Annotated in this window: 12 protein-coding genes; 10 read left to right on the forward strand and 2 right to left on the reverse strand. The window is 38.8% G+C overall.

Translation table 11 applies throughout. The features are described 5' to 3' along the window. Positions 1 to 27: 27 nt before the first annotated feature. The 5 genes from priA (at position 28) to E0709_RS00295 (ending at position 8,230) form a co-directional block, all read left to right on the forward strand. Entirely contained in the window at positions 28 to 2,232 is a 2,205-nt protein-coding gene (priA, locus tag E0709_RS00275; RefSeq protein WP_132299410.1) for a primosomal protein N', read from the forward strand. Between the two features lie 94 nt (positions 2,233 to 2,326). Continuing rightward, positions 2,327 to 3,142, forward strand: a complete 816-nt coding sequence (gene ftsN / locus E0709_RS00280; protein WP_132299412.1) for a cell division protein FtsN — start codon at positions 2,327 to 2,329, stop codon at positions 3,140 to 3,142. A 182-nt stretch (positions 3,143 to 3,324) separates the two neighbouring features. Then, positions 3,325 to 3,897, forward strand: coding sequence for a TetR/AcrR family transcriptional regulator (locus E0709_RS00285; protein WP_132299414.1), 573 nt, complete (start codon positions 3,325 to 3,327; stop codon positions 3,895 to 3,897). A 30-nt stretch (positions 3,898 to 3,927) separates the two neighbouring features. Further along, positions 3,928 to 5,124 carry an efflux RND transporter periplasmic adaptor subunit gene (locus E0709_RS00290; RefSeq protein WP_132299416.1) on the forward strand — a complete coding sequence of 399 codons (1,197 nt, stop codon included), beginning with the start codon at positions 3,928 to 3,930 and terminating at the stop codon, positions 5,122 to 5,124. A 16-nt stretch (positions 5,125 to 5,140) separates the two neighbouring features. Beyond that, entirely contained in the window at positions 5,141 to 8,230 is a 3,090-nt protein-coding gene (locus E0709_RS00295; RefSeq protein ID WP_132299418.1) for an efflux RND transporter permease subunit, read from the forward strand. Positions 8,231 to 8,297: 67 nt separating this feature from the next. Here E0709_RS00295 and E0709_RS00300 read toward each other — a convergent pair whose 3' ends face one another. Next, the gene (locus E0709_RS00300; protein WP_207905199.1) at positions 8,298 to 8,717 is read right to left on the reverse strand and encodes a GlcG/HbpS family heme-binding protein; all 420 of its coding nucleotides are present in this window, start codon (positions 8,715 to 8,717) and stop codon (positions 8,298 to 8,300) included. Positions 8,718 to 8,891: 174 nt separating this feature from the next. On the opposite strand from E0709_RS00300, the gene E0709_RS00305 reads away from it, so the two are divergent. From E0709_RS00305 to E0709_RS00325, 5 genes are all read left to right on the forward strand, one after another. Next, complete coding sequence (locus tag E0709_RS00305; RefSeq protein WP_132299422.1) at positions 8,892 to 9,470, forward strand: NAD(P)H-dependent oxidoreductase; 579 nt, start codon at positions 8,892 to 8,894, stop codon at positions 9,468 to 9,470. A gap of 134 nt (positions 9,471 to 9,604) precedes the next feature. Then, complete coding sequence (locus tag E0709_RS00310) at positions 9,605 to 10,507, forward strand: DMT family transporter (RefSeq protein ID WP_132299424.1); 903 nt, start codon at positions 9,605 to 9,607, stop codon at positions 10,505 to 10,507. 132 nt (positions 10,508 to 10,639) lie between these two features. After that, complete coding sequence (hslV, locus tag E0709_RS00315; protein WP_132299426.1) at positions 10,640 to 11,161, forward strand: ATP-dependent protease subunit HslV; 522 nt, start codon at positions 10,640 to 10,642, stop codon at positions 11,159 to 11,161. Between the two features lie 12 nt (positions 11,162 to 11,173). Continuing rightward, a complete protein-coding gene (gene hslU, locus E0709_RS00320; RefSeq protein WP_132299428.1) occupies positions 11,174 to 12,496 on the forward strand; it encodes an ATP-dependent protease ATPase subunit HslU in 1,323 nt (440 codons plus the stop codon). An 85-nt stretch (positions 12,497 to 12,581) separates the two neighbouring features. Then, on the forward strand, positions 12,582 to 13,796 hold the full coding sequence (locus E0709_RS00325; protein WP_132299430.1) for an aromatic amino acid transporter: 1,215 nt from the start codon (positions 12,582 to 12,584) through the stop codon (positions 13,794 to 13,796). A 35-nt stretch (positions 13,797 to 13,831) separates the two neighbouring features. On the opposite strand, the gene E0709_RS00330 is transcribed toward E0709_RS00325, so the two are convergent. Beyond that, complete coding sequence (locus E0709_RS00330) at positions 13,832 to 14,083, reverse strand: hypothetical protein (RefSeq protein ID WP_132299432.1); 252 nt, start codon at positions 14,081 to 14,083, stop codon at positions 13,832 to 13,834. Between the last annotated feature and the right edge of the window lie 21 nt (positions 14,084 to 14,104).

Raw genomic sequence — 14,104 nt, forward strand, 5'->3', positions numbered from 1 at the left:
TCAATTTTATTCCACAGAGAAAAATAAATGCAAATTGTTCGTGCCGCTTTAAATGTTCCGCTCATGCGTTGTTTCGATTACCTCTTACCGCAAAGGGTAAAGGCTCAAATCGGCGTACGTGTGCTGGTGCCTTTTGGAACAAGAAAATTGGTGGGAGTGGTGACAGAATTGCCCGAACAATCGGATTTTCCACTAGAACAGCTTAAGCAAGTGATTGAGGTGCTTGATAAACAATCTATTTTTAGCGAACCGTCTTGGAAATTATTGAATTGGGCATCAAACTATTATCATGCTTCTTTAGGTGAAGTGTTAATTTCTGCTTTGCCCGTTAAATTGCGAAATGGCGAAAGTGCGGTGCAAAAATCGAAAATTTTGTGGAAAATCACCGCACTTGGTGAGCAAGCACTTTTATCTGGTGCATTGAAACAAGCAAAGAAACAGATTGCAGCCTTGCAAGCATTAAGTCAATCTTCGTTAGAAAAAAGCAATAATGAATTTAATTCCGCCATTTGGTCTGCCTTAAAAGAAAAACAATTTGTCGAAGAAATTGAGCAAGTTGTTGAGATAAAAAGTTGGCAACATAGCTTGGGTGATTTGCCGGTGGCGAAAGCGGAAAATCGCTTAACGTTAAATAAACAACAGGCGTTAGCGTTTACTCAGGTGCTGTTTCAACAAGGGTTTGCGGCATTTTTGTTAGATGGCGTAACAGGTTCGGGCAAGACTGAAATTTATTTACAACTGATCGAAGAAACCCTGAAAAAAGATAAGCAAGTTTTAGTGTTAGTGCCTGAAATTGGCTTAACGCCACAAACGGTGCAACGGTTTCAATCTCGTTTTAATGCGCAAATAGATGTATTGCATTCAAATTTAAACGATACGCAACGTTTAAATGTGTGGCAACGAGCGAAAACGGGACAAAGTGCGGTGGTCATTGGTACAAGATCGGCGTTGTTCACGCAATTTGCTGATTTAGGGCTGATTATTTTAGATGAAGAACATGATAGTTCTTTCAAACAGCAAGACGGCTGGCGTTACCATGCTCGAGATTTGGCGGTGGTGTATGCGAAACAGTTGGATATTCCCGTGTTAATGGGATCCGCAACGCCAAGTTTAGAAAGTTTAAATAATGTTAATTTAGGTAAATATCAGCATATTTTATTATCTAAACGAGCGGGTAATGCGCTCATGGTTGAATGTCAATTAATTGATTTAAAAAAGCAAAATGTCATCAATGGATTGTCGGTGGCATTATTAAAGAAAATAGAAGATCATTTGCAAAAAGGCAATCAGGTACTGTTATTTTTAAATCGGCGGGGTTTTGCACCCGTATTATTATGCCATGAATGTGGTTGGATAGCGGATTGTCAGCATTGTGATAAACCATTAACTTATCATCAACATCAACGTGTTATGCGATGCCATCATTGTGCTTCACAACGTCCGATTCCACGTCAATGTGCGAAATGTGGTTCAACTAATTTAGTCACTACGGGGCAAGGAACGGAACAGCTAGAACAGACGCTACAACAGCGTTTCCCCCAATATGGCATTACTCGAATTGACCGAGATAGCACCGCTCGCAAAGGTAAATTAGAAAGTCATTTAAATGATATTCAGCAAGGTAAAAGCCAGATTCTAATTGGTACACAAATGTTAGCCAAGGGGCATCATTTTCCGAATGTAACATTGGTCGCATTGATTAATGTGGATAGCGGTTTGTTTTCCTTAGATTTTCGTGCAGAAGAACGGTTAGCTCAGCTTTATGTGCAAGTAGCAGGGCGTGCAGGACGGGCGGAAAAACAAGGTGAAGTGGTGTTACAAACCCATTATCCAGAACATCCTTTATTGCAACGTTTATTGCAAGAGGGGTATAACGCCTTTGCGGTAGATGCTTTACACATGCGGCAGGTTATGGGCTTGCCACCGTTTAGTTCACAAGCCTTATTTAAGGCACAAAGTCGTAACAGTATCGAAGCAGAGCAATGTTTACAGCAAATTGCCGATTATTTCCAACAATGGAAACTGGCTCAAAATCAACCGCACTTGCAGATTTTAGGGGCGATGCCCGCTCCATTTGCCAAAAAAGCCGATCAATTTCGTTGGCAATTATTGTTACAACATGAAAACCGAGCGATATTACAACAAGCATTACGAGATTTTGACCAGCAAGAAATAGAAAAATCGTGGCAAGTGAGGTTAAATTTGGATGTGGATCCGCAAGATCTGTCTTAATTTCCTCGCCAAATGAACAATAATTGAGTAGAATTAGCGACTATTTAGTCATTTCACTTATCTATCAACATATTATTTATCGGAATATTATATAGTGGCACAGCGTGATTACGCCGCACGTAGCGGTTCAAAAAAGAAGAAATCAGCCAACAAATCTCGGTTATTAGCTATTGCAATTGGTGTTGTTGTTGCTTTTGTTCTTGCTCTTTATTTATTAAAAGAAAAAGCACCTGAGCCGGTCAAGCAAAATACGCCGTCCGTAGTATCTGAAGCAAAAGACAAGCATAAGAGTCAATTGCCAAGTAAACTTGAAGAAACCTTTTCTTATATTAAGGAATTAGAAAGCCGTTCTATTACGAATAGCCAACCAGCGCAATTAAGTGAAGCCCAGAAAGCGGAGTTGAAACGTTTGCAAGAAGAAGAACAGGCGAGACAAGCGGCTTTAGAAAAACTAAAACAGACAGAATCGACAAATATGACCATGACCCCAAACGCTGGTGTTCAAGTGGTCGATGCTAAGTTAACGGACAGCGCGACTGAGTCAGCAGTGAGTGATGAAGCCAAATTAACGGCAGAACAAGAACGAAAAGTCGCAGAACAGAAAAAACTGGCAGATCAACGTAAAAAAGAAGAAGAACGTAAACTTGCTGAACAGAAAAAAGCAGAAAGCAAAAAAGTGGATTCAGCAAAATCGGCGGGAAAATTTGGCTTACAATGTGGCGCTTTTAATGATCGTGCGAAAGCAGAAAGTTTACAAGCTCGTTTGGCAATGGCGGGATTAAATGCACGTATTACCGAAAGCGGTAAATGGAACCGGGTTTTAATTGGACCGATTGGTGATCGCCCCGCAGCAGCATCTGCTCAACAACAAGCAAGTGCTATTGCTGGCTGTGTGATAATTGGAATGTAGGTCAGAAGACTGAGGTCAGGGGACAGAATAAAAAGACAGAAAAAATTTCTGTCTTTTTTATTGCTTAATTTTTGAAAATCATTAAAATGAACGAACGTTCATTCACTGGAGAGGAGAGTGGATTTGGCAAATCAGTAGAAGTTACTGATTTATTTGTTTTTTAGCTAAACAAAGTGATTTTTATGCAAAATTCTGAACTAGATATGGTAGAGCAAATTTTTATCGCAACAGAAAAGTTAATGGCGGAATATGGTTTGCCTTACTTATCTATGCATAAAATTGCTAAAGAAGCCAAAATATCTGCTGGCACAATTTATATTTATTTTAAAAGTAAAGAAGAATTGTTAGAGCAATTTGCGAGGCGAGTGTTTTCCAATTTTCAACGGGAAATCGCACGAAATTTTGATGAAACCAAGCCTTTTTTTGAGCAGTATCGACAAATGTGGAAAAATATTTGGTCCCATTTGTTAAAAAATCAAATGATGGTGGCGAATATACATCAATATAGAGCCTTACCTAAATTTAATGAAATTTGTCAGGAATTGGATAAACAAAATCTATGGACGAATTTTTGTACTAAAGCAAAACAGGCTGGTGAAGTATGTGATTTACCCACCGATGTATTGTTTTCTATCAGTTTAGAAAGTGCGATGAAATTGTCATTTAGAGCGTTAGACTCTGCTGTCAAAGAGCCCCTTTCTGATGATACCTTAGAAATGATTATTGAAAGAACTTGGCGTTCTATTCAAAAATAAATTTAGTTAATTATTTTACGGAGTTTTTTTATGACCCAAATTGAAAAGAAAAAACCAAAACGTTCCCATGTTTTCTTATTGAAAGTGGGGCTTACTGTGGCGGTGATTGTTTTTGCTGGCGTAATTGGTATGAATATGCTGAAACAGCATAATATTGCGAGAGCTATGGCAAATGCACCAGAAAATTCAAGTCCAGTAAAAGCGATGGATATTACCGGCACAGAATGGACACCCGTGATTAAATCCACCGGCCTTGTTCGTCCTAATCAAGGGGCAATGTTAAGTGCGGAAGCTTCTGGCACGGTAAAACGTATTCTGGTGAAATCTGGTCAAACTGTTAATAAAGGTGATGTCCTTGTTGAATTAGATAACGATGTAGAAATGGCGACCTTACGTGCTACAGAAGCACAATTGCCCGCTCTTCGTTTGACCTATCAACGTTATGCTAACTTGTTGAAATCTCAATCTGTTTCGCAAACTGAATTTGACAATGCGAAAGCCAATTATGATCAAGTGGTGGCAACTATTAATTCATTAAAAGCGGCGGTAGAACGTCGTAAAATTGTTGCTCCTTTTGCCGGTAAATTAGGTATCGTTAAAGTAAATGAAGGACAATATATTACCGTCGGTACTGAAATTGTACGTGTTGAAGATAACTCGTCGATGAAAGTTGACTTTGCTATTACACAAAAACGCCTAGAGCAACTTGAAATCGGTCAAAAAGTGACGGCAACTGCGGATGCCCGTGAAGGTCAAACCTTTGCAGCCCGTATTACTGCCATTGATCCTGCGGTTGATACCTCTACTGGTTTAATTGATTTACAAGCAACTTTTGAGCCGTCAGATGGTAAAAAATTATTAAGCGGTATGTTTACCCGTTTAAATATTGCCTTACCAACGCAATACGGTCAGATTGTCGTGCCCCAAGTCGCTATTAGTTACAATATGTACGGTGAATTTATCTATGTACTAGAAGATTTAAACGATGAAGATAAAGAGAAATTAGCGGGTAGTCCAACCTTAGACAAAACCTATCGTGCTAAACAAATCACCGTTATGACGGAAGATCGCCAAGGTATTTATGCTAAGTTAAAAGCAGGTGATTTAAAACCGGGTGATAAAATTATTACTGCGGGTACACAACGTATCAGTAACGGTAGTTTAGTGGTCGTTTCTGATGAAAAAGCGGTAGGTACAGAACAACCAGCCGAAAAAACTAATATGTAATTAAGGATTTAGGTTAATGAAATTCACCGATATTTTTATTAAACGTCCTGTGTTGGCAATTTCGATTAGTTTGCTGATCGTGATTCTCGGTCTGCAGGCTATTTCAAAATTAGCAGTGCGTGAATATCCGAAGATGACTACTACGGTTTTGACGGTGCAAACCAATTATCCGGGGGCGGATGCGAGCTTGGTGCAAGCATTGATTACATCTAAACTGGAAGAAGCCATAGCTCAGGCCGATAACATCGACTATTTATCATCTCAAAGTGCACAAAGTTCATCAACGATTACGGTTAAAATGAAACTCAACACTGACCCAAGTGCGGCGCTTGCGGATGTGCTGGGGAAAATAAATTCTGTACGTTCCGAATTACCAACGGATATTGAAGACCCGACTTTAACATCTTCAACGGGTGGTACGGCGTTAATGTATTTGAGTTTCTCATCTGAACGTTTAGATGCGAGCCAAGTTACCGACTATTTACAACGTATTGTTAAACCACAACTTTTCACTGTTCAGGGGATTGCCAAACTTGAAATTTACGGTGCGGGCGAATACGCAATGCGTATTTGGTTAGACCCAGAAAAAATGGCCGCCCAAAAACTATCAGCAGGTCAGGTTGCTAATGCTTTAGCCAACAACAATATTCAAACCGCAGCAGGTAGTTCAAAAGGGTATTTCAATATTTATAAAAACAAAGTGGAAACCACCACGACGACAGTAGAAGAGCTCAGTAATCTCATTGTTTCGTCAGATGGTGATAACCTTGTACGTTTACGTGATATTGCAACCGTTGAATTAAACTCGGAAGCCGATGACAGCCGTACCAGTGCGAATGGTAAAGATGCGGTAGTATTAGCGGTAGAAACCACTTCTGATGCCAACCCATTAGATGTAGCCAATGCCATTTATCCAGTATATGACCAGATTAAAGCGGAGATCCCTGATAGTATTCAAACCAATATTCTTTATGATACCACCACAGCGATTAATAGCTCAATCCACGATGTAATCCATACTATCGTGGAAGCCATGGTGATTGTATTAGTGGTCATTCTTCTGTTTTTGGGGTCATTCCGAGCGATTATTATTCCAATTATTACTATTCCAATTTCAATCATTGGGGTATTATTCATCCTACAAGGCTTAGGATACTCTATTAACCTGATGACTTTGTTAGCTATGATTTTAGCTATCGGTTTAGTGGTAGATGATGCTATCGTGGTATTGGAAAACGTGGATCGTCATATTAAAGAAGGGGAAACCCCATTCCGTGCGGCGATTATTGGTACCCGTGAAATTGCTACCCCGGTAATTTCAATGACCATTGCCTTGGTGGCGGTATATTCTCCAATGGCATTAATGGACGGTATTACAGGTTCATTATTTAAAGAGTTCGCCCTGACCCTTGCAGGTTCGGTATTTATTTCTGGTATCGTAGCATTAACGCTTTCACCAATGATGTCAGGGGCGTTATTGCGTCATTCTCACAGTAAGTTTGAAGAGAGAGTGAATAATACCCTAAATAAAGTGACTGAAAGTTATGGACGTTGGTTAAATGTAATAATGGCTTCGCGTAGATCAGTGCTATTATTCGCTGTCATTATTTTTGCTACAATCCCTGTATTGTTAAATTCACTTTCAAGCGAATTAACGCCAGCGGAAGATAAAGGCGGTTTCTTAGGGGTGGCATCTGCTCCGTCTCACGTAAACTTAGATTATATGCAAGGGGCAGTGGCTGAGTATGACGCAATTTTACAGGCGTTACCAGAATCAAAATTTTCATTGATTATCTCTGGTGTACCGACCACGAACCAAGCGATTATTATTTCTACCTTGAAAGATTGGAAAGAACGTAGCCGTAAACAGCCTGCTATTATGAATGAATTAAACCAAAAGGCAGCAGCTATTCCTGAAATTTCTATTTCAAACTTTGCTTTCCCGGAAATTAATACCGGTGAGCAAGGGGCAAGTGTTGGCTTCGTATTAATGTCACCCGCTGACAATAAGCAGCTTGCTGAAGAGGCTGAGCGTTTCCTTGCGAAAATTCGTGCTTCAGGTAAATTTGTATATGCGGATACGGACTTAAAATATGAAACCGCTCAGGCGACATTCGCGGTAGATAAAGAGAAAGCCGGTACTTATGGTATCACTATGGCGGATATTTCTGCTACCCTAGGTTACTATTTAGCAGAAGCAACTATCACCCGTGTGGATATTGAAGGTCGTGGTTATAAAATGATTTCCCAAGTTAAACGTGATAATCGTTTATCACCCGAATCAATGGATAAATACTATGTCAGTGCATCGAATGGGGAAAGTGTACCGTTAAGTAGCTTGGTAACTATGACGCTTGAACCGCAGCCAATGTCATTGAACCATTTCAGCCAGTTAAATGCGGCAACCTTTCAATTAGTTCCGTCGCCAACGTCAACAACAGGGGATGCGGTTGCTTGGTTAAAAGAAGCGGCTAAAGATTTACCGGCAGGTTATCGTTATGACTTCAAAAGTGAAGCCCGTCAGTTAGAACAAGAAGGTAATTCATTAGTTATTACGTTCGCTCTTGCGGTGGCAATTATTTTCTTAGTATTAGCTATCCAATTTGAGAGCTGGCGTGATCCTACGGTGATTCTTGTATCGGTACCTTTAGCATTAAGTGGTGCGTTATTAACCTTAAATGTTCTTTCATTATTTGGTGTCGAAGGAGTAACCTTAAATATTTACTCAGAAGTTGGTCTGATTACTTTAGTTGGTCTGATTACCAAACACGGTATCTTAATGTGTGAAGTGGCAATGGAAGAACAATTACATCGTGGCGCTAGCAGAATTGATGCGATTAAACTTGCGGCTCGCCAACGTTTACGCCCAATCTTAATGACAACCGCAGCGATGATCGCAGGTCTGGTTCCGCTACTCTACGCAAGCGGTGCAGGTGCAGTAATGCGTTTCAGTATGGGGGTGGTAATCGTAGCAGGTCTTGCTATCGGTACATTATTTACTTTGTTCGTGTTACCTGTAATCTATTCATACCTTGCAAGTGAACACAAACCATTACCAGAATTTGATGAAAATGCACCACGTGTGAGCGGAGCAAGTCATCATTAAAACTCGCTAAAAAAATACCGCACTTTTGTGAAATGCAAAAGTGCGGTTATTTTTTCTAAAATATTGTTTATTGTTCAGTTTGAAATAAGTTAGCCAGAGTTTCTGCAGTATGGTTATCCACATCACCACTCGCCCCACTCACGCCAACTGCTCCAATAATTTTATTTTCTATTAACAAAGGTATTCCGCCCTGTAATGGTAAAATATTAGGTGTCGCCAGCATGGCAGGTGCACCATTATTCACAAAATCTTCAAATAATTTTGACGGGGCTTTTAAATAAGCGGCGGTACGCGCTTTGCCGATAGCCACATCAATGGTCACTAAGGATGCGTTATCCATACGCGCAAAAGCAAGCAAATGCCCAGATCGATCCACCACAGCAATCGATAAATTTAAGCCTTGTTGAGTAGCAATCTGGATACCTTGTGCAATTAAATGATTAGCTTGTGTAAGGCTAATATCAGATTGAATTGATAAAGTCGTCATAATCATTCCTTTTTGAAATAAAACATAAATTTGCTCAATTGTACACAATGAAAAAAAATAATGTCAGCAAAATATTGCAAGAAAAAAGGAATAACTTCAATAGGTAAGATAAATTGTATAATTCAATTCTGCTTACTTATAATATTTTATATTGAATTATTAGGAGATTAAACCATGAATATTTTACTTTTAGACGGCGGAAAAGCCTTTGCACATAGTCAAGGTGAATTAAATCATACCTTGCATCACATTGCAGTTGAAACCTTGCAACAGCTCGGACATAAAATTGATGAAACTATCATTGATAACGGCTATGATACAGAAAAAGAAGTCGCTAAATTTTTATGGGCGGATGTGGTGATTTGGCAGATGCCCGGTTGGTGGATGGGTGAGCCGTGGACCGTGAAAAAATATATTGATGAAGTGTTCACCGCGGGTTATGGCAAACTTAATGCCAGCGACGGCAGACACCGCGTGAATCCGACCGAAGGTTATGGTACGGGAGGCTTGTTACATGGTAAAAAATATATGCTTTCTTTAACATGGAATGCACCAATTGAAGCCTTTACTCGTCCAAATGATTTTTTTGAAGGTAAAGGGGTAGATACTGTCTATTTTCATTTTCATAAAGCCAATCAATTTTTGGCCATGCTACCCTTACCTACTTTTATTTGTAATGATGTGATGAAAAATCCGAATGTAGAGAAGTTTATTGCAGATTATAAAAGACATTTAACTAACATTTTTGGTTAAATAGACATAACCGCACTTTGAGAAAGAGTATAAAGTGCGGTTAATTTTTATTGATAATTTGCAATTTAATATATTTGCTAAAATTTCACCGCACTTTTGTGTAAAATAACCTAAAATCTACAATAGGACTATTTATGCGGTACCCATTTTCCAATATCAAACAGTCTTTACCGTTATTACCTTTTTTACTGCTCCCCCCACTCTTTTGGGCGGGCAATTTTGCCGTGGGTCGAGCGGTGCGAGCAGATATTCCGCCTTATACGCTCTCTTTTGGGCGTTGGATTATCGCGTTGCTTGTATTGTTACCTTTTGTGTTAGCAACAATGAAACGTGATTGGCAGCAATATCGCCAACATTGGGGCAGGATTATCACGGTGTCTATTTTTGGGGTGGCGGCATTTAATACACTTGTCTATAAAGGTTTACATAGTACCACCACAACCAATGCGATTTTATTAAATTCTTGTATTCCAGTGTTAATCATGCTGATTGGTGTCTTGTTTTATCATCAAAAAATTAAGCTTATACAAGCTATCGGATTGTCTATTTCACTTTTCGGCGTGTTGGTTATTGTGTTACAAGGGCAATGGGCGAATTTTGTGGCGTTATCTTTTAATCCCGGTGATATTATCGTGTTTATGGCGATGATCTGTTGGGCGATTTATACCCTGTTAATGAAAGATATTCCCGCTAATATTGATCGCAAGGGATTAATGGGTGTACAAATTATTATCGCGTTAATTTCCCTTTTTCCATTATTTTTATGGGAACAATTACAAGGCTCCCAAACTATTATATGGAATAGTTCAACTTTGTTGGGGTTGGCTTATGTGGGTGTATTTCCGTCGGTGATTGCTTATATTTTGTATAACGTGGCGATTCAAAAAGTCGGTCCTGTGATTTCAGGGTTATCCATTCATTTAATGCCCGTGTTCGGCGTATTATTGTCGGTATCATTATTGGGCGAGTCTTTTCATTTGTATCATTTGTGTGGAATTGGGTTGATTGGGTTAGGGTTAGTTTTATCACAAAAATGACTTATATTTATCATCTAATGACGTATAGTGCATTTTCCAAGTAGGGAAAATGCGCGTTTTTATGAGAATTTACCTTGAAATTAACTATCCAGCCCCCATTTACTGTTTAAATTTTGATAAAAAGGATTAAAAATGACAACGATAGTATGTGTACGTAAAGACGGTAAAGTCGCTATTGGTGGTGATGGTCAAGCAACACTTGGAAATTGTGTCGAAAAAGGCACGGTGCGTAAGGTTCGCCGTTTGTATAAAGATAAGGTGGTTACTGGTTTTGCCGGTTCAACGGCAGATGCGTTTATTTTACGGGATTTATTTGAGAAGAAATTAGAATTACATCAAGGGCATTTGGTAAAAAGTGCGGTGGAATTGGCTAAAGAATGGCGAACAGAACGTGCTTTACGCCGTTTGGAAGCGATGATGATTGTAGCCAATGAAAGTGATTTTTTATTGGTGTCAGGTAGTGGCGATGTGATTGAGCCTGAATTTGATGTGTTGGCGATTGGATCGGGTGGTAATTATGCAAAATCCGCAGCATTAGCATTACTTCGTACGAATAGTAATTTGACCGCAGCGGAGATTGTTAAACAGGCCTTAATCATTGCTGGTGATATTGATATTTATACTAATCATAATCACATTATTGAAGAATTATAAGGAATAAAATTTATGTCTATGACACCCAGAGAAATTGTTTCAGAATTAGATGCACATATTATTGGACAAAGTGATGCTAAACGCGCTGTGGCGATTGCCTTACGTAACCGCTGGAGACGGATGCAGTTATCCGAAGAACTACGTCAAGAAGTGACGCCTAAAAATATTTTGATGATTGGACCGACTGGTGTGGGGAAAACTGAAATTGCTCGTCGCTTAGCAAAACTTGCCAACGCCCCATTTATTAAAGTAGAAGCCACTAAATTTACTGAAGTAGGTTATGTGGGAAAGGAAGTGGATTCGATTATCCGTGATTTAACTGATGTTTCCATGAAATTGGTACGTCAACAAGCGGTGGAAAAAAATCGAATGAAAGCCAAAGATGCGGCTGAAGAGCGAATTTTAGATGTGTTATTACCGCCAGCTAAAGATCAGTGGGGCAATGCAGAAGAAAGCAATAATGAAGCTACTCGCCAAGTATTCCGCAAAAAATTGCGTGAAGGGCAATTAGATCAGCGCGAGATTGAAATTGATGTATCTCATCCGGTTAGCGTAGAAATCATGACGCCACCGGGTATGGAAGAAATGACATCGCAACTGCAATCCATATTTGAAGGCATGTCACCAAGTAAAACCAAAAAACGCAAAATGAAAATCAAAGATGCGTTAAAAGTAATGATTGATGAAGAAGCAGCCAAGTTGGTGAATCCAGAAGATTTAAAACAGCAAGCTGTAGAATCTGTCGAGCAACATGGTATCGTATTTATTGATGAAATTGATAAAATCTGTAAAAAGGGGGAATACAGTGGCGGTGATGTCTCCCGTGAAGGGGTACAGCGTGACTTGTTACCGATTATTGAGGGTTCAACAGTTAATACTAAACATGGTATGGTAAAAACTGACCATATTTTATTTATTTGTTCCGGTGCCTTCCAAGTGGCTCGTCCATCGGATTTACTTCCTGAATTACAAGGTCGTTTGCCGATTCGTGTAGAATTAAGATCACTTACTAAAGAAGATTTTGAACGTATTCTCACTGAACCCAATGCATCATTAACACTTCAATATCGTGAATTAATGAAAACCGAAGGGGTAGAAATTGAATTTACTCAAGATGGTATCAGCAAAATCGCTGAATCCGCTTTTCGTGTGAATGAAAAAACTGAAAATATTGGCGCAAGACGTTTACATACTGTATTAGAGCGTTTAATGGATGGTATTTCGTTTGATGCAAGTGAGCGTTCAGGAGAAAAAATTACGATTGATGAAAATTATGTTTCTACCGCATTAAATGATGTGGTAGATAACGAAGATTTGAGTCGATTTATTTTATAATTTATTTTTATATTGAGGGCGTTGTTTACAACGCCCTTTTGTTATGTTAAAAATCGCATAACAAAATATAAAAAGGATAAATACCATGAATAGAACATTAGGAAGTACTTTACTGGTTTCTGGCACAATGATTGGTGCAGGAATGTTAGCCATGCCACTGACGGCAGCCGGTATAGGTTTTACCTTTACCTTTGTATTATTAGGTATTTTATGGCTTTTGCTCACTTATAGTGCGTTATTATTTGTCGAAATTTATCAAACTGCTGAGCATGATGCGGGTATAGGTACGCTTGCTGCACAATATTTTGGCAAGATTGGTAGAATCATTTCAACGACCATTTTAATGATCTTTCTGTATGCTTTATTAGCCGCTTATGTGACGGGTGGGGGAAATATTCTTGCATCAACCATTCCACAAATAAGCGATGCAGAAACCACATCTAAAATTTCTATTGTTATTTTCACCGCACTTTTTGGGGCTTTTATTATTATAGGTACCAAAAGTGTTGATGTGATCAACCGCTTACTCTTTTATATTATGGTGGCGGCGTTAGTTTTTGTATTGATTTTGATGTTTCCAAAAATTAGTATGGATAATCTCATGGCAATGCCAATTGATAATGCTTTATTAATTTCTGCCAGTCCGGTATTTTTTACTGCTTTTGGCTTTCATGGATCTATTCCAAGTCTAAATGCTTATTTAGGTGGTAACGTTAAAGCGTTACGAATGTCGATTCTTAGCGGATCTTTTATAACGCTGGTTATTTATATTTTATGGCAACTTTCAACTCATGGCGTATTAAGTCAATCTTTGTTCTTGGATATTTTACAACAAGATCCAACCTTAAATGGTTTGGTAACCGCAACTCGTGAAATTACCGGAAGTCATGCCATTAGCAGCACTGTAAAAATATTCTCCGCATTGGCATTAATCACCTCTTTCCTTGGGGTCTCTTTAGGTTTGTTTGATTGTATAAACGATTTATTAAAACGAACATTTAATCGCTTAGCAGGACGGATGACACTCGGTGTATTGACATTCTTACCACCGATGTTATTTGCATTATTTTACCCTAAAGGCTTTATTTTAGCACTGAGTTATGCCGGTCAAATGTTTGCTTTTTATGCGGTGGTATTACCTGCTGCATTAGCTTGGCAAGCGCGCCAAAAACATCCCAACTTGCCTTATCGAGTAAGTGGTGGAAATGCGTTATTAGTGGTTGTTTCTGTTTTAGGGATTGTGATAGTTTCTATTCCATTTTTAATTCAGGCTGGATTATTGCCTAAAGTTGTTGGATAAAAAGAATTAGCGATTAATCTTTAAAGATAACGATGTCAATTTTCAAGTAAATATTTAATCAACGCTTTATTTGGTTGTTCTTGCAATGATGAGTAAGTGTTATAGAAGCATCTTGCACCAAGATAACCGATTAAGGTGTTAACCTTGATGGGAATAAAAGCAGAGCCGTGTTTATCGTCTAAATCGGGTTTATTATTTATTTTTATACTATTGAAAATATCAATAATATTATGGCGAATAAATTCGGCTAGATCAGATTTCTTAACGATCAGAACATGGTCTGGCATATTGAATTGAAGAATATCTAA

This window comes from Lonepinella koalarum, assembly GCF_004565475.1.
Taxonomy (GTDB): Bacteria; Pseudomonadota; Gammaproteobacteria; order Enterobacterales; family Pasteurellaceae; genus Lonepinella; species Lonepinella koalarum.

What these genes read in the sequence shown, in the direction of transcription:
- hslV (WP_132299426.1), top strand. Translation starts at nt 10,640, where the DNA reads ATGACAACGATAGTATGTGTACGTAAAGACGGTAAAGTCGCTATTGGT.
- hslU (WP_132299428.1), top strand. Translation starts at nt 11,174, where the DNA reads ATGTCTATGACACCCAGAGAAATTGTTTCAGAATTAGATGCACATATT.
- E0709_RS00285 (WP_132299414.1), top strand. Translation starts at nt 3,325, where the DNA reads ATGCAAAATTCTGAACTAGATATGGTAGAGCAAATTTTTATCGCAACA.
- E0709_RS00300 (WP_207905199.1), bottom strand. Translation starts at nt 8,717, where the DNA reads ATGACGACTTTATCAATTCAATCTGATATTAGCCTTACACAAGCTAAT.
- priA (WP_132299410.1), top strand. Translation starts at nt 28, where the DNA reads ATGCAAATTGTTCGTGCCGCTTTAAATGTTCCGCTCATGCGTTGTTTC.
- E0709_RS00310 (WP_132299424.1), top strand. Translation starts at nt 9,605, where the DNA reads ATGCGGTACCCATTTTCCAATATCAAACAGTCTTTACCGTTATTACCT.
- E0709_RS00330 (WP_132299432.1), bottom strand. Translation starts at nt 14,083, where the DNA reads ATGCCAGACCATGTTCTGATCGTTAAGAAATCTGATCTAGCCGAATTT.
- E0709_RS00295 (WP_132299418.1), top strand. Translation starts at nt 5,141, where the DNA reads ATGAAATTCACCGATATTTTTATTAAACGTCCTGTGTTGGCAATTTCG.
- E0709_RS00290 (WP_132299416.1), top strand. Translation starts at nt 3,928, where the DNA reads ATGACCCAAATTGAAAAGAAAAAACCAAAACGTTCCCATGTTTTCTTA.
- E0709_RS00305 (WP_132299422.1), top strand. Translation starts at nt 8,892, where the DNA reads ATGAATATTTTACTTTTAGACGGCGGAAAAGCCTTTGCACATAGTCAA.
- E0709_RS00325 (WP_132299430.1), top strand. Translation starts at nt 12,582, where the DNA reads ATGAATAGAACATTAGGAAGTACTTTACTGGTTTCTGGCACAATGATT.